The organism is Flavobacterium sp. CF136 (assembly GCF_000282055.1).
Classification (GTDB): Bacteria; Bacteroidota; Bacteroidia; order Flavobacteriales; family Flavobacteriaceae; genus Flavobacterium.
The window spans coordinates 1-16,339 of sequence record NZ_AKJZ01000050.1 but is presented as its reverse complement, the minus strand read 5'-3'; the positions used below and the strand labels follow the sequence as shown (position 1 = coordinate 16,339).

Genomic DNA, 16,339 nt, shown 5'->3' with positions numbered 1-16,339 from the left:
TAGTTTTAAAATTATTTACTACTAAAAGGAATGTTGTTATAAATTACGATTTGAAATTGATTTCGACCTGTTTTTTCCTGAATTTGTCTCATAAAACCAGCTTCAACCCTAAAGTTCTTATTGATTACATAACCCAATGCTCCATATAGGCGGTCTCTGTCAAAAACAGGTGATTCTGCATTCAGGAAAATTTCATTATATGCCGAAATATAAAAAGCTTTATCCTCCATTTTTGGTTTGTTCAACGGAACATTCAAAGCCAGAAAATATCTAAAACGCATTTGAAAATCGTCTTTTAAAAATCGTTCTTCCACCCGGTAACGATGTTGTAAATAAATCCTGCCAAAGTTTTGTCGTGTTATAAATTGCTGATAAATCCTGTTTTCATTAGTATCTGTTTTCTCATCCGTATCGCCAATATAATTTTGTGAATTTATATAAGCATAACCCAGTAAAATATTATTGTTGTTTTCGGTCAGATTATACCCGATTCCCGTTCTTAATAATAATTGCTGTGTATCTCCTGCAAAATTGTAATTTCGATATTGTATTTCGTTATGCCAATTCCATTTTTTATTTATAGCCTGATTTCCAAAATAAATAAACCAGTTTCCAGTATCTGTTTTTTGAGCGTAAGTAATGTTTAAATTTAAAAATAAGATAAATGCGGGTAAAAAATAATAGGCTTTTAAATGTTTCATTTTTGTAATAGAATAGGATTTTTTTGGACTTCCAAGATAAGAAAGTTATTCCAGAAATTGTGTTAAAAATAGAAATTCAGATTATACCGGAAATTTTTAATTTTGTTTTTTATCAATCCATTTTCCAACGGTTGGAGGGATATAATTTTTCATTTTATCCAATAAATCTTCAATGTCATCACTCACCAACAACATTTTTTGATTTACTTCTTTCAGTAAACCTTTATCTGTCATGGTTTGCATCAATTCTAATAAAGAATCATAAAAGCCATTTATATTTAAAATGGCAATTGGTTTTTTATGCAATCCTAATTGTGCCCATGTAATCATTTCAAAAAGTTCGTCGAGAGTTCCAAAACCGCCCGGAAGAGCAATAACACCATCACATAAATCGTTCATTTTGGTTTTTCTTTCGTGCATACTTTCAACCAGAATTAATTCGGTTAAACCTGTATGGGCAATTTCCTTTGAACGCAGAAAGTCAGGAAGTACGCCAATTACTTTTCCACCTTCGTTCAGGCAGCCATCCGCAACAGCGCCCATCAAACCTACATTGGCACCGCCGTAAACCAATTCTATATTTTGTTTGGCTAATGTTTGCCCCAGTAAAGCAGCCTGTTCTTTGTAAATTTCGTCAGTTCCAAAACTGGATCCGCAGAAAACGGTAATTATTTTCATTTTATTTTTCTATTTCGTAAACAAAATTATAACGCGAAGGCTCATTATAATAAGCTACTTCTTGTTCGTCTATTTTCTTTGCACCTAATTTTTCTATGGCTTTTTGCGAACGATAATTTTCTGCTCCGATATGAAACTTAATTTTATCAACCGCTTTAAAAGAATAATCGAACATCATTTTTTTTACCTGAGGATTAAATCCGGTACCCCAGTATTTTCTTCCATAAAAAGTATAGCCAATAAACACACTTTTGTTGTCCGGCTCATATTCATAAAAACGGGTGCTTCCTGCAATTTCATTTGTTTTTTTATCAATAATCAGAAACGCACCTTTACTTTCAATGGCGCCTTCAAAAAAGTTTTTGAAAACGTCTCTTTCGTAACGATTTTTATTTGGATGCTGTTCCCAGATTAAAGGATCTGATGCTACTTTGTAAAGTTCTTCAAAATGATTTTCCTTTAACGGAATTAACTTTATTACATCGTCTTCTAAAATTTCAGGCTGAAGATTGAAATTTGGTTCCATTTTTTTAAGAATTTTGATAACCTCCTGAATGTAATTATTTTCAACACATAGATACATAGATTAATTTTTATATAAAAGGAAAAATTAAAGAAACTAGTTTCTCACACATAGCACTATGTGTATTTAAATAAGTGAAACGTCTTCTTTTAAGTTTACAAAAACTATGTTTCTATGTGTTAAACAAATTTTTTATGAATTACATCCAACAGATGGATTATTGGTATATTTTTTTAATCTGAACGCAGGAAACGTTTTTCATTTTTACTTTTTTACCTGTTTTTTTAAGTAATCCCGTTTTTGGGTTTCGTTTAAAAACAATCACATTTCCGGAATTTACATTTATTGCAATAAGGAATTTTCCGGTTTCGTCAATGGAAAATATTCGAGGATGTTTTCCTAAAGTCGATTGGTACCCTATATTTGTTAAAGTTCCATTCTCGGCTATAGAAAAAATAGCAATATTATTCTCTTTTCCTCTGTTTGCAGCGTATAAAAATTTTCCGTCAGGTGAAATATGAATGTCTGAACTTTCAAAACCTTCTGTAATATTATCAGGATGTGTATTGACGCGCTGGATTTTGTTTAAAGTTCCATTTTCATATTGATAAACACTTATTGTTCCTGACATTTCCTCAATACAATAACCAAATTTTTGATTCGGATGAAAAGTAAAATGCCTTGGTCCGCTTTCTAAATCTGTTTTTGTAAACGGAACTTTAGCTTCGACTAAAGGTTTCTTTTGCGTTTCGTCAAATTGATAACATCTTATTTTATCAGCTCCTAAATCGGGTAAAAACAAATAATCAAATTGAGGTGAAAAAACAGCAGAATGAACATGAGAACGGGTTTGCCTTTTTTTGTTTACACTTCCATCCATATATTGAAAATTTTGTGCAATAGAATCGATTCTTCCATCTTCTAATAAAGGATGAACTGAAACACTTCCTTCTGTATAATTAGCATTTACAAGCCATTTTCCACTTTTATGCACCGAAAGATAAACAGGGTTTTCGCCGCCACTTGACTGTTTGTTTAAAAAAATAAGCGATTTGTTCTTCGGATTAAATTCAAAACAGCTCACACTTCCTGCATTTGGGGTTTTGCTCTCTGTGCAGGCATAAACATATTTTCCGTTTGGGGATACAGTTAAAAACGATGGATTTATAAGGTTTCTGGCCGAAGTTACTTTTGTCAGTTTACCGTTTAAAGTGTCTAATTGATATACCAAAATCGATTCTGCAGTTTTATCCTGATTGTATGATCCCAGAAAAACATAGGTATTCTGAGAAAATACAGTAAACGAAGCAAGTAAAGTAATTAGTAATAGATTGATTTTTAGTTTCAAGTTGCAGGTTTTAATGTTATTTTATTTCTTTCCACCATTGTTGAAATTCCTGTTTTTCATTTTTCAATTCCACTAATTCACCAATCATAGGAGTCATTAATGGTACTGGGTTTTCTGAAGCTGAATTCAATTCAGTTACTCTTTTTAAGGGTTCGTCCCAGGCATGATTTGCCAAAGGAAATTTTGAGGAATGTACAGGAAACAGTTTTTTGGTTTTTACATCTTTAGCGGCTTGTATAACATCTTCCGGCGAATTATGAATGTATTTCCACTTGATATCATACTGCCCATTATCGATTAAAGCAATGTCAAAAGGGCCAAATTTATCGCCAATTTCAGCAAAATGAGTATCGTAACCGCTGTCACCGCCCAAATACATTTTAAAGTCTTTTGTCTCTAAAATATAGGACAGCCAGAGTGTGTTGCAGCGTTTGAATCCACGTCCGGAAAAATGTCGTGTCGGAGCCGTATAAAGTGTAATATTCTCGTCAAGTTCTATTTTTTCATGCCAGTCTTTTTCTATGATTTTTTGAGTTGGAAATCCCCAGGATTCAAAATGAGAGCCTATACCCAGTCCACAGACAATTTGTTTGGTTTTCGGTTTTAATTTTAGAATGGTTTTATAATCTAAATGGTCATAATGATCGTGCGTAATCAATAAATAATCAATTTCAGGAAGATTATCAACAGTATAAATATCAGAACCTTTAAACGATTTTGTAGTGCCGGCAATAGGGGAGGCGTTACCGCTAAAAACGGGATCAACCAAAATTCGTTTTCCTTCAATCTGAATAAAATAGGATGAATGTCCAAACCATACTAAAACATCCTGATTTATAGGCAGGTTCAGTAAATCTGTTTTTATCGACGGAATTTGTTCAGCAGGAATTCTTCGGTCTGCTTTTTTAAATAAAAACTCATACAAAACGCCAAGTATTGTGTAACCTTCTGTGAGGTCCGGAGTAAAGTGTACATTTTCAAATTTACCGTTTTTATAGTTCGGGGATTTTTGAATTAGTGCAAGTCTTTCGCCAGAAGGTGCTTTTCCAAATCGTGCATCTTGCAGAAAAAGATAAAAAGCTAAAAAAATAAGTATTATAAAAATTATGGTCATGTTTTTATTTGGATGGATACAGTTTATTTAAATTTTCGACCGAATACAAAATCATCTTTTTAAGGATTTCAATATCAATATCGGCTATTTTTTTGATGTAAATGCAGCCTTTTCCGGCTTTATGTTTTCCAAATTTTGAGAGTAATTCTTCTTTACTTTCAAAAGAAGAACAGAGGTAAAGTGAAATAGCATCCTTTCTTGGAGAAAACCCGACAAGAGGGGCATCGCCTTCGTGACCGCTGGCATATTTGTAGTGATAACTTCCGAAACCAATAATAGCTGGTCCCCACATTTTAGGTTCGTAACCAGTTTGTTCCTGCATTAATTTAACAAGTTCAAATGAGTCATTTCGTTTTGTAAGATCTTCAACAGTATTAATAAAATCAATAACACTGTTTTGGGTTTCTCTTGTTTTATTTTTTGCCATTGAATATTATTTTTGATTCAGTAAATCGCTTTCTAAAAGGATATTTTTGATTTTAATTTCAATACTATACAATAAATCCCGATCTGCATTCATCTGATTTTCCAAAATAATCAAACTGACATCACTCTCGGGGAAATACAAATTTACGGAAGAAAACCCGTCACCTAAACCTGTGTGGCCAATATATTTTGGAGTTTTCTGATCTACAATCCGAATCCCGTAACCGTAACCTTCTTTTTCTTTTCCAAAAACATTATGCTGTGCTTTTATATTGTAATGAACCATCAATTGATATGTTTCCGGTTTCAGGATTTTTCCTTTATGGAGATTGTTATTCCAAATGGCTAAATCATTTACGGTCGAAATAATTCCGTCTGCACCTAAACTTTCAGGAGTTATTTGTGATGTTGTAATCTTTTCAAAGATATTTTTATCGGTACTATATCCTGTAACCAAATGTTCTGTTTTTTCTTTAGAATAACAGAATGTATTTTTCATTTTTAATTCCTTAAACAAAGTATTTGCCATTTCGGAATAGCTTTTCTTAGAGGTAAATTCAACAATTTTGCCTAATAAATTAAAGCTTAAATTACCGTATTTAAAATCAGTTCCGGGTTTAAAAAGCAATGGTTTTTTCAAATCTTCAATTCCGTGTGTGTGATTTAATAGCTGATGGACCGTAACAGTATCTGCCCAGCTTTGCGTTAAATACGGAAGATATCTTTTTATTGGGGCCTGCAAATCGATTCGTCCTTTCTCGTATTCTTTCAAAATCAAAACAGCAGCAATTTGTTTGCTGTTCGACATGATTTCAAATTGACTATTAATTGTTAACGGAATTTTTTTATCAAAATCAGCAAAACCCAGTACTTTAGAATAAACTGTTTTTCCTTTTTTCGAAAGAAGAACAGCACCATTAAATTTGGGGTCTGCAACTTTAATTAAACTGTCAGTTTTAGATTTGAAGTTGTCTTTTTTTTGTGAAAACGAATTGCAGTTAGAAAGTAAAAAAATAAAAGAGAATAAAAAGGAGGTTCTTAAGATTGGGGTCATTTTTTTATTTTTATTAAAACATTCCATTTTCATTTATCATTTTGGCAGGTACAGGTTGGCCTAAATCCCAAAGTTCAACTATTTTATCAGATTCAAACTTAAGAATATGAACTACGGCAAAACCCAAATCAGCTTTGGTTTGCTGTAAATGTGAATGTACCACGACTAAATTCCCATCTTCTAAAATATGATGAATTTTGAAAATTTTATTCGGATTTGTTTTTGCCGATTCTTCCATAGCCAGCATCAATGTATTGGCATCACCTTTAAAATGTACATTATGATGTTTGAAATTTTTGCTTACATACAGACGAAACGCTTCATGAGCGTGTCCTTTTGCAGCAAGTTTTAAAAATTCACGGGCTATTTCTTTTTTCATAGTTTTTATTTTAAAAAGAAAAACTAAGTTATGAAATAAAAGTCTTTTTTTAGCGAAATATTGCCATAGATTCCTGACTTTGCTAAGTATAAAAAATGGTGAAGACTGAGTATAATTATTTACCTAAAATATACTTTGACCAAATGTTATCAAATTATTGTCAGGATCAAGTAATGAAAATTCTTTTTGTCCCCAGTGTTTCATTTCAAGATGGCCGGCAGGGTGAATATCGATTTTTTTGTCTAATAATGATTGATATAACTCATCGATATTATCAGTTCTGATGTAAACCTGTCCATAATTTTCCTTTGGATTAAGTTCCTTGAATTCGAAAAAGTGAATTTGTATTTTGTCTTTTTGAATCATTAGATAAAAGTCATAATCAGCATTTCCAAATTCTTGAAAACCTAATTTGTTCAGATAAAAATCTTTGGTTGTATTTTTATCACGCATTGGTAGTTTAGGATGAACAGCTATAAACATAATTTTTGAAATGTTTTTTGTTGATGAGTTTTGTAGTTTTATGAAGTTAGGAAATTTACTGAAAATATTTAAATTTAAAGCAAAAATAAACCCCGTTCTAATTACTTAAAACGAGGTCAGTTTATATGATTTTTGAAATTTTATTCTTTTGGGGTTTCTTCACGAATTCACTATAAATTCTTTTTAAAAAAATCTTCCAGTTTGTCAAACGGAATAATATTTACTTTGTCATATAAATCCACATGAACGGCGTTAGGTATAATCATTAACTCTTTAGGTTCTGATGCTGCTTTATACGCATCTTCACTAAAATAACGTGAATGTGCATTTTCGCCTGCAATCAATAATATCGGGCGAGGTGAAATTTCTTTAATGTAGGTCAATAATGGCATATTCATAAAAGAAAAAGCATTGGTTGCTGTCCACGCACCGTTTGAATTAGCCGAATTTTTATGAAAGCCGCGTGGTGTGCGATAATAATTGAAATAATCGACTATAAATTGAGGTTCGTTACCTTCCAGTTTTTCGGGTAAATTACGATTACCATAAGCAGTTGTACCATTTTTTGCATCTTCCCAACGTTGCAGGCTCATTTTCTCCAATAGTTGTGTGCGTTGTTCAAGTGTCATTTTATCGTTGTATCCTTTTGCCATAACCCTCGACATATCATACATACTGGTGGTGGCAACAGCTTTTATGCGTTTATCTACTGCTGCAGCATTCAATGCCATACCGGCAAAACCACAAATTCCGATGATTCCTATTTTATTACGGTCAACATTTGGCTGTATACCCAGAAAATCAACTGCGGCACTAAAATCTTCGGTGTTAATATCCGGAGATGCAACATTACGGGGTTCACCGCCACTTTCACCCGTATAAGAAGGATCAAATGCCAAAGCAGCAAAACCTCTTTCGGCCATGGTTTGTGCATACAATCCGGAAGATTGTTCTTTTACAGCTCCAAAAGCACCACTTATTGCCAACGCAGCTAATGGTTCATTGCCATGATTTTTAGGAAGATATAAATCGGCCGATATTGTAATACCGTAACGATTTTTAAAAGTCACTTTCTGACGTGTAACCTTATCACTTAATTGAAAAGTATAGTGTTCAGTTGTTTCTGTTTTACTCATTTTCTTTGAACTTTGATTTGATTTCTTTTTTTCGTTTTGTGCAAATGATTGTCCTGCTATTATCAAGAATAGCATTGCGAATACCAATGTCTTTTTCATTTTTCTAAATTTGATTAATTATTAATCCTCAGTAATTTTGTTTGCTTCCGCATAATCTTGTTCAGATACAGGTTGAAGCCAGGTTACCTGAACATCATCTTTGAAATTTGTGATAGCAATATGTACCATTTTACTATTTGCAGTAGCTCCATGCCAATGCTCAATATTTTCAGGAATATTGACTACATCACCTTTTTTAATTCGTTGTGCAGGTTTACTTTTTTCCTGATACAATCCGTTGCCTTCTATTACCAGCAAAGCCTGACCTTTGGGATGTGTGTGCCAATTGGTTCTTGCACCGAACTCAAATGTTACGGCACCTGCTGAAAAATCGTGGTTTTTATCTTTTGCTATTAATGGGGATAAAAAAGCATTACCGGTAAACCATTCCTTTGGTAAAGGATTTCCTTTTGGAAATATTGGAGTGTTATTTTCTGTTGTCATTGTTATTTTCTTTAAATTGTTTTTATAATTTTTGCCGGAATACCACCTGCTACCACATTATCAGGAACATCTTTTGAGACAACTGCGCCTGCTGCAATTATTGAATTTTCTCCAATGGTTACTCCGGCTAAAATTGTGGCTGCGGCGCCAATCCAGGCATTCTTTTTAATAATAATAGGTTTAGTTATCAGTGCTTTTCTGTCGGCTGGGTTTAAAGGATGATTTTCTGTAATAAGATTGACTTTTGGTCCGATTAACACATCATCTTCGATTGTAATTCCACCCATATCCAGAAAAGTACAAGCGTGATTTATGAAAACGTTTTTGCCTATTTTGATGAATTTTCCAAAATTGGTGTAAAAAGGGGTAAATACAGTTGTGCTATTGTCTATTGGAGAATCGATAATTTCGCTCAGCCGTTCCCTTATTTGACCAACATTATTGGATGTATTGAGTGCTGCAGATAATGTTATAGTACGACTAACGATTTCCAGTACCTTAGGATATTCAGGATCATCCAGCCGGAATAATTCACCGGCTTTCATCCGGTCAAAAATGCTTTTTCTATTCTGATTTATGGTATTTTGTTCTTCGGGAATGTGCATTGCAATTGAATTTGATAACATAGTACAAAGGTATTGCAGCAAATACCCTTGAAGTTAAAGATTATCAAACCAAAAGTTAAGAAAATCAAACCTCCGTTTCCCGCAACGTTTTTGGATTGGTGCCTGTAAGTTTCTTGAAGAAATTGTTGAAATAAGTAGGATATTCGAACCCCAGTGCATGGGCAATTTCTGCAATGTTCCAGTCGGTATGCTGTAATAATGCTTTTGCTTCTGTTATAATTCGCTCACTTATGTGAGTGGTTGTAGATTTTCCTGTGATTTCTTTTACAGAACGGTTTAAGTAATTGGCATGTATGTTGAGATTTTGAGCATAATCTTGTGCAGTTTTTAGTTGCAATGGATGATCAGTGGTTTCAATAGGGAATTGTCTTTCCAGTAATTCAAGAAAAACAGATGTAATTCGCGAAGCTGCATTATTGTGCTTTTCATAGTTTTCTGATGGCTGCAACTTTAATGCTTCGTGAATGATCAGGTTGATGTAGTTTCTAATAAGCTCATCCTTAAAAGCATAATCGCTTTTTTGTTCCTCAATCATTTTTTTGAAAATAGTATTCAGAAATAGTCGCTGTTCTTCTGTGATTTTTAAAACAGGAGTTCCGCCAATTTTAAAAAATGGTGATTGATGTAAACTTTCAGAACGCTCCGTTTGCTTAAAAAAATCTTCTGAAAAAAGACAAGTGTAACCTACATACGTTGTAGATAAAGTTTCCCAGGAATAGGGGATATGCGGATTTCCAAAAAATAAAATAGTGTCTTCACTTTCAAAACTTCTGTCCGCATAATGAATCTTACTGTTACCGGTTGTCAGGCAGATTTTAAAAAAGTCTTTTCTGCTGTATAATCTGGTAGCATCGGTGTCATCTTCTATTTGAAATGCTTTAAAGCCTTTTAGTTTTAGTTCATTGTTGAACTCCGAAACCAATCGTATTTCTTTTTCTTTCATACTGTAAAGTTAAGAAATTCAAACTTACCTAATTATAAATGTAACCTATTCTTTTACATAAAAAAGTTATGTTTTTTTGGGAGTATTGAAAATATATTAGGGATAGATCTATTTTTCCGTATCTGTCGGTTCCCATTTTCCTGTCGCTTTTGCTATATCAATTAATTTTTGTCCAAATTCTGTCATTAAATTTTCTTTAATCATCCTTTCTGCCCTTTCCCTGTTTGGTTTGCTCCATTTACTGGTTTTAGGATTGCGATGTGAAAATGTCAAATAATAACTTTCTGCATCTCTCTTTTTGCATAAACTGTCTATCCAGCCAAAACAAAGTGCTTCTTCAGTAGCTTCAACTAAATTTACACTTTGGACGTCGCTTTTTTTGTGGTATAAAATTAACCACACAGATTTCTCAGTTTGGCTGTTTTGTGACAGCCAAGTGCGCCAATCTTTTCTTGTTTTGGCATATATTGCTTGTTTACCGTCTTTTGTTTCCATAAATCACAGGCTGTTTTTTTGGTCTAAAGCGTAATCAGATTGGATCATAAGGTCCACCAGTTTCTCCCCAGCCCCATTTAGGCATTGGTTCATTTGATTCCATTGGATTTTCTGTAAGTTGTGAATTGATAACCGCCAGGCGAGTTCCCCATTCTATATAGCCTACAAATGCTGAACGAAACTCGGGATCACTTTTCAAACCTACTTCATCAGCGGTTTGAAGCAGAAGCTGTACCCAGCGCTGGCGTTTCTCTTCAGTCAGCATTTTGCCAATATGTTTGCCAATCATGATAGAATGGCTGCCTTTGTCCTGAGTTGTATAAAGTTTATCTCCGCCAAATACTTCGGCTACAAAGTGCGAGACCTGAGTGATATGTTCCGGGGACATGTTTTTAAAAACTTCGCCCAATAAATTGTCTTTAAGTACCTTGGCGTAAAACTTTGTAAAAAGATTCTCAAAGGTTTTCATGTCACCCGCCCATTCATAAAGTGTAGGTGTATTTTTCATTGTGTGTTTTTGCTTACAAAGTTAATAAGAATTAAATTTTTCGCAAATCATTAAATTTTTTTGTTAACAGTTTCGATTTTGAAACGGAGTAATTTTCGGCTAAACCAAAATACGAATTAAAAACGATAATTCTACTAAAATAAAACCTGCCATGCTTAACAGCTGTTAAGCATGGCAGGTTTATTAAAATGAACTATTAAATTTTGGTAATCGGTTTGTAACCTTGAAGAATTCCTAATGTTTAATTAAGTATAAATGTTTCATAAAAGTATCTGTCATTTTTGCAACTGCTGTTATAGGCAGTTTTAATTTTTAATCAGTTTTTTAGTTTGTCTAAATGTCCCGCTGTGGTTAGAAACTTGAAGCTGGTAAAGATAATTGCCCGATTGCAGCTTTGAAGTATTTATTTGAATTTCATTTTTTCCGCTATCCAGATTTTTTTTGGTAATCTTTTCAATTAGTTTTCCCGTTACATCTAAAATTGTTATTTCTATATCAGATGTTTGTATCAGATTAAACGATAAAGTTGTTTTCTCGTTACAGGGATTTGGATAATTTATAAGTTTGCCAAATTGCCCTCCTGTTTCGATCTCAATATCTTCAATGCCTAAAGTCCCTGCACTAACAGCTATTTGTTTTACAGCAATATATCCGCTTGTCGTGTTTCCTGTTACGGTCATGAGTTCATTAGCATATGAATCACTAAAAACCGAATCGTTTGTATTTGTAAAAGAATTTGTGCCGCTCGTATTATAATAAGCATTGACAGTTGTATTGGTAGCGTCTGGAAATGCTAATTGCGATGTTGCCAGAAGATTGTTTGAACTATCATAGATCTGAACGTGTAAATGTGTTGCTCTTGGTGTATACCATCCCGGATAAATGGTTGTAAAGGTAACTTGGCCATTAGAATCGGTATACTGAATTCCTCTTAGCCAGGTAGTTCCTCCATTATTTACTGTGCCATCGATTCCGGGCTGCCCATCATAAGCCGAATAGTAACCTCGTTTATTACAATGCCAGATATCTACTCTCAATCCCGAAACAGCCAAACAGCCATTATCAATATTAATAACTGTAAACGTCAGGGTTAGAGGTATGCCTGTTTGAGTTCCCTCAGTAATAGCACTTCTAACCAGAGTAGAAGTACTTACACTACCTGGAGCTGGATAAGGTCCCGCTGTTTCACCGGGAATTGCAGTACAAGCGAGTAAATCATTATTTGATGGTTCATCCATTAAATCTTTAACTTTTGCCAAACCAATTGTTGGGATTGAAATACCTACACCAACAAGCCCAATTCCTTTTAAAAAATCTTTTCTATTCATAATTTTTGTTTTTTAGAATTGTTAAAATAGCGTCACTTTATTACCTATTCAAATTTTTGAGGTAAACAATAGTTTTTTGATGGTGAAGCTTTTTATTCGGATTAAAAAAAGGTCTGGAAAGTACCGGTGATTTGTAGTGTTTTGGAATTTTTGAAAACCGAGTATTTTTGGTTAAATGATAATAGGAATTAAAAAACGGTAATTCTACTAAATTTGCAAATGGCTAGAGACTTGTGTTGGCAAGCGTTTATTTTTAGTGATTATATTTTCGGTTTAGCATAATTATTTTCAGTTTTAAGTTGTCGTAAATCAAACCTAATATCAACGTCGCTGCAGCAATGAATAAAACTTTTAGTTCAATTTTTGTATAAAATATTCCGCCAATTATTCCGCCGATAAAAAAGAAACTTATTATTGTCAATCGTAATTTAATCGATGAATATAATTTTGCTTTCATTTCTGGTTCATTGTAGAAAAATAGTTGTGATAATTCTATTCCCAAATCTGTAAAAAGCCCTGTCAAATGTGTTGTTCTTACAGTTGCATTCGATATTTTGGTTACTAATGAATTCTGTAAACCCATAGCAAACAATAAGCTACAGGCAATTATATTCGGATTTTTAGTTATTAAATTTCCACCAAATATTCCGATTGAGAATAATATTAAAATTTCGATTGAGGTTGGAAAAACGTAAATATTACGTTCGGTTTTTTGGGAAATAAGTTCAACTAAATAACTGGAGACAAATGAACCCAGAAAAAAGAAAAATATGTATAAAAAATAAACAAATCCGTTCCAAAAGTTCAACTTAAATATTTCATCCACAAAAAAGGCAAAATGTCCGGTAACGTTTGTAGTTAATTTTTGAACTGCTAAAAATCCGGCAACATTTACAATTCCAGCAACAAAAGACAATAAGGATGCGATTCGCAAATTGTGGCTTAAAGTTCTTGTTTTACCTTGATGTCTAAACATTTTTGTTTGTTTTTTCCATTTTCGTTTTTAAAATAGTATACCGCGGTTCGTTGTTTCTGATTTTAGGTTATTTTTACAAGATTCCAAAAACTAATTTTTCGCCGCATTATGAAACCTAATTTCTCATAGAGATTTATAGCACCTGAGTTATTTTCGGCAACATGCAAATATGGGATTTTATTTTCTCTGAATATTTTATTAGTTGTGTAAGCGATTAATTGTTTTGCGTAACCTTTTCCTATATATGATGGATGGGTTACAATTGCACTTATCTCTGTATATAAATTCATTTTCATTCTTTCACCTGTAACAGCTATTAATTTCTCATTTTTATAGATTTCATAATAACTGCCAAGTTCCGGAGTTTCCTCTTTAAAATATCCTGGCTGAACTAAATTTACAAGATCAAATAAATCTTTTTTATGTTTTGCTTGCAACTCAATGATTGTTTCAGTTATTTCAATATTAATAAAATCTGTAAGTACCATTTGGTTACAAATTAATTTTTTATTAATTTTTAATGATTTATTAAAATTTGGTTTGTTTCCTACAACATAAAAATTGGATATCATTTTTGAATATTTCTCATTAGCAACTAAAGTTTCACTTAAATCATTATAACCACCAAAAGGACAATATTTTGGATTATAGAATTTTACCTGATCAAATAAAATTGCAAAATTTGAATGACTTTCTGACAATGAATACCAAACCGGATTGTCTAATTTTTTTTCTTCTGTTATCATTTTAAAAAAAGTTGTTTACAATGACCACTAACGTTCTGGGGCTACAGCGTACTTCGTCTTTCTTTAATTAAGTTCGATAAATTTTCGACGCTGTAATTAATCATAAAACCTTTATAAAGGTTCAAAATACTTAGTTTTTTCTGAGAACGGACTCCAATTAGGTATACCTTTTTTTGTAGAATCAATATTGTCACGATTCGCAAATAGCTCCATATTGGTTAGTTTTGCAACCGGAAACGAAGTTAATAAATTAAAAATTCAGTTTGCCAAAAACCAGTAAATTGAGACTAAACCTTTGTTGCACTCCGTTTTATTTTTCCGTTTTGCTTTCTGTGATGATTTCGTTAACCTGTTTTATTGCCTCTTCATAGACGGCAATAAGAGAATTAGTATTGAACTGAAGGTTAGAATATTTTGATTGCATCTTTTGGGTGGTATAAACATCGTACAGAGCAAGGCTTCCTGCGTCAATATCTAATATTTTTAGTTGTTCGGCATTTATGAAGTTTACGCTGGATATTAAATTTGGTATGGTCTGTTGATAGTAACTTAGTATTTTATTTTTCAACTTGTCATCCTCAATAGTTCCAATTTTTCCACTTGATTTAAAACCTTCATATCTTCCTATATTAAAACTTGTACCAAGAAGGGAAAAAGTAGTATGTGGACCAATAAGACTGTCGTTTACTTTATTTTTTTTCAAAGACAGCATAAACTTATAGTTATTATTCAGCATAGTAGCTGTGTTTTTATTTTCTTCAAGTAACTTAATATCAGCACTAAGGTCTTCTTTTAATTCTTTTAAGAATTTATTCGCTTCTTTTTGTTCGTGTCTGTGTTCACTCCAACTGTGTAACCAAATGGAAAGCGATACAGCAAAAACGATTATAAAAATTTCAATAATAATTTCTTTAACTTTTTCACTAAGAGTATGTTTTTGATTTTTCATCGCTTTGTAGATTTTTTTCGTATGTTTATTAATTTCTTCTTGCATAATTCTTTATATATTGTTTGTTAAAAATTGGTACGGTCTGTACAAAATGATGTGCAACGTTTGGGCAGCTATCTGAAGGTGGCACTGAACGTCCACTTTTTGGTAGGTGCTATTAGCGGTTCGGTATTCTTTTCTGTCATATGTATTATTCTTCATTGCAATAATTAATTAAAACATATTTACCAATCAAATGGGAAGTTTGATTCGGCATATCCAATAGCAAAATCACTAAAACCAGGCTTTGCACCCATATACCACATTCTTGCTTTGTTATTTTCTATAATAACTGTAGGAGCAATTACTTTATAAGACTCCCAGGATTGGGTTTTAGTTAATATAGGATGTGGATATATTTCCCAAGGGCCAAATGGATGATTAGATCTTGCTACCCCAATGCCTTCTTCACCAGTAAAAAATAAGTAAAATATATTATCCGGACCCTTTACAATATCTACTTCAATAAGTAATTTTATCCAGGGTAAATCGCTATCAGTACCAGCAATAATTTTAGTTGGATATTTATTCCAATTTACTCCATCTGTTGACGTTGCCCCCAAAATGCCAATGAATGGTGTATTGCAGGAATCTATGCACCATCCCGTATATAACATATAATAGGTTCCGTTTTCTTTAATTACTGAGGGACTAAACAAAGCGTTATTATCCATTGCGTTTTGACTGCCCCGCTTAAGTATAGGAGTTGTTTGAAATCTATTAAATTCTATTCCATCTAACGAAACAGCAAGACCAATTTCACCATTCGAAACGGTTGTACCTAATTCCGTATTCTCTTTTGGGTAACCACAATAAAACATTTTAAAGTCTGACTCATCCTTTATGACATCTATTGCCTCCAAATGTTTATCCCACTCGGTAGCCCTATTATCCAAAGCTATAGCTTCGGATCCTAAAGGACCGGTCATTGGCATCCAGTGAATTCCATCATATGATTTTGCGCCGGCAATAATTATCTTTTCTGATGGACCGGTTCCCACTAAGCTAGTGTAGAACATCCTATAAATATTTCCATCTTTAATAATACTTGGATCACCCGCGACTAAATTTCCATTCCAAACCGGTTCTTCGTTCTTTATAAATTTAATTTGTCCACTAACCACAGTGTCTTTATTGCATGAGTGCAAAAAGAAAACAAATGCAAGTATTCCTATAAACTTTGTATAATGATTCATTTTGGTTTGGTTTTTAAGTAGTAACAAACTCTAATATGTTTATTTTATACACTGTCATTTTTTAAGCTGACCGCTAACGTTCTGGTAGTACAGTGGGTTTGGGACTAAATTAAGCCCTATTTTCGGATTTGCCAAATCATCCCAAATA

20 protein-coding genes are annotated in these 16,339 nt (G+C 33.0%); all 20 read right to left on the bottom strand.

Annotation, left to right across the window (positions count from 1 at the left end; translation table 11 throughout):
• Nucleotides 1-11 precede the first annotated feature (11 nt).
• Nucleotides 12-701, bottom strand: coding sequence for a DUF2490 domain-containing protein (locus PMI10_RS14920; protein WP_007809450.1), 690 nt, complete (start codon nt 699-701; stop codon nt 12-14).
• Between the two features lie 96 nt (nt 702-797).
• On the bottom strand, nt 798-1,379 hold the full coding sequence (locus PMI10_RS14915; RefSeq protein WP_007809448.1) for an LOG family protein: 582 nt from the start codon (nt 1,377-1,379) through the stop codon (nt 798-800).
• A 1-nt stretch (nt 1,380) separates the two neighbouring features.
• The gene (locus PMI10_RS14910; RefSeq protein ID WP_035631949.1) at nt 1,381-1,905 is read right to left on the bottom strand and encodes a GNAT family N-acetyltransferase; all 525 of its coding nucleotides are present in this window, start codon (nt 1,903-1,905) and stop codon (nt 1,381-1,383) included.
• Nucleotides 1,906-2,119: 214 nt separating this feature from the next.
• Nucleotides 2,120-3,250 carry a lactonase family protein gene (locus PMI10_RS14905; RefSeq protein WP_007809444.1) on the bottom strand — a complete coding sequence of 377 codons (1,131 nt, stop codon included), beginning with the start codon at nt 3,248-3,250 and terminating at the stop codon, nt 2,120-2,122.
• 16 nt (nt 3,251-3,266) lie between these two features.
• Nucleotides 3,267-4,364, bottom strand: coding sequence for an MBL fold metallo-hydrolase (locus tag PMI10_RS14900; RefSeq protein WP_007809442.1), 1,098 nt, complete (start codon nt 4,362-4,364; stop codon nt 3,267-3,269).
• Between the two features lie 4 nt (nt 4,365-4,368).
• Complete coding sequence (locus PMI10_RS14895) at nt 4,369-4,791, bottom strand: DUF1801 domain-containing protein (protein ID WP_007809440.1); 423 nt, start codon at nt 4,789-4,791, stop codon at nt 4,369-4,371.
• Nucleotides 4,792-4,797: 6 nt separating this feature from the next.
• Nucleotides 4,798-5,844, bottom strand: coding sequence for a serine hydrolase domain-containing protein (locus PMI10_RS14890; RefSeq protein ID WP_007809439.1), 1,047 nt, complete (start codon nt 5,842-5,844; stop codon nt 4,798-4,800).
• A gap of 13 nt (nt 5,845-5,857) precedes the next feature.
• Nucleotides 5,858-6,223 (bottom strand): nuclear transport factor 2 family protein, encoded by a 366-nt coding sequence (locus PMI10_RS14885; protein ID WP_007809437.1) that lies wholly within the window; start codon nt 6,221-6,223, stop codon nt 5,858-5,860.
• Nucleotides 6,224-6,346: 123 nt separating this feature from the next.
• A complete protein-coding gene (locus PMI10_RS14880) occupies nt 6,347-6,748 on the bottom strand; it encodes a bleomycin resistance protein (RefSeq protein ID WP_369792096.1) in 402 nt (133 codons plus the stop codon).
• A 128-nt stretch (nt 6,749-6,876) separates the two neighbouring features.
• On the bottom strand, nt 6,877-7,941 hold the full coding sequence (locus tag PMI10_RS14875; RefSeq protein ID WP_007809432.1) for an alpha/beta hydrolase: 1,065 nt from the start codon (nt 7,939-7,941) through the stop codon (nt 6,877-6,879).
• Between the two features lie 21 nt (nt 7,942-7,962).
• Complete coding sequence (locus PMI10_RS14870; protein WP_007809430.1) at nt 7,963-8,385, bottom strand: (R)-mandelonitrile lyase; 423 nt, start codon at nt 8,383-8,385, stop codon at nt 7,963-7,965.
• Nucleotides 8,386-8,396: 11 nt separating this feature from the next.
• The gene (locus tag PMI10_RS14865; protein ID WP_369792095.1) at nt 8,397-9,011 is read right to left on the bottom strand and encodes a sugar O-acetyltransferase; all 615 of its coding nucleotides are present in this window, start codon (nt 9,009-9,011) and stop codon (nt 8,397-8,399) included.
• Between the two features lie 64 nt (nt 9,012-9,075).
• On the bottom strand, nt 9,076-9,954 hold the full coding sequence (locus PMI10_RS14860) for a helix-turn-helix domain-containing protein (RefSeq protein WP_007809426.1): 879 nt from the start codon (nt 9,952-9,954) through the stop codon (nt 9,076-9,078).
• A gap of 108 nt (nt 9,955-10,062) precedes the next feature.
• The gene (locus tag PMI10_RS14855; RefSeq protein WP_007809424.1) at nt 10,063-10,449 is read right to left on the bottom strand and encodes a YdeI/OmpD-associated family protein; all 387 of its coding nucleotides are present in this window, start codon (nt 10,447-10,449) and stop codon (nt 10,063-10,065) included.
• 34 nt (nt 10,450-10,483) lie between these two features.
• Nucleotides 10,484-10,957: a group II truncated hemoglobin gene (locus PMI10_RS14850; protein ID WP_007809422.1), complete on the bottom strand. Its 474-nt coding sequence runs from the start codon at nt 10,955-10,957 to the stop codon at nt 10,484-10,486.
• Nucleotides 10,958-11,262: 305 nt separating this feature from the next.
• The gene (locus PMI10_RS14845) at nt 11,263-12,285 is read right to left on the bottom strand and encodes a T9SS type A sorting domain-containing protein (RefSeq protein ID WP_007809420.1); all 1,023 of its coding nucleotides are present in this window, start codon (nt 12,283-12,285) and stop codon (nt 11,263-11,265) included.
• Between the two features lie 253 nt (nt 12,286-12,538).
• Nucleotides 12,539-13,261 carry a YoaK family protein gene (locus PMI10_RS14840; RefSeq protein WP_007809418.1) on the bottom strand — a complete coding sequence of 241 codons (723 nt, stop codon included), beginning with the start codon at nt 13,259-13,261 and terminating at the stop codon, nt 12,539-12,541.
• Between the two features lie 62 nt (nt 13,262-13,323).
• Nucleotides 13,324-14,007 carry a GNAT family N-acetyltransferase gene (locus PMI10_RS14835; protein ID WP_007809416.1) on the bottom strand — a complete coding sequence of 228 codons (684 nt, stop codon included), beginning with the start codon at nt 14,005-14,007 and terminating at the stop codon, nt 13,324-13,326.
• 310 nt (nt 14,008-14,317) lie between these two features.
• Nucleotides 14,318-15,001: a DUF6090 family protein gene (locus PMI10_RS14830; protein ID WP_007809413.1), complete on the bottom strand. Its 684-nt coding sequence runs from the start codon at nt 14,999-15,001 to the stop codon at nt 14,318-14,320.
• Between the two features lie 179 nt (nt 15,002-15,180).
• Entirely contained in the window at nt 15,181-16,191 is a 1,011-nt protein-coding gene (locus tag PMI10_RS14825) for a hypothetical protein (RefSeq protein WP_007809411.1), read from the bottom strand.
• Nucleotides 16,192-16,339: the final 148 nt, after the last annotated feature.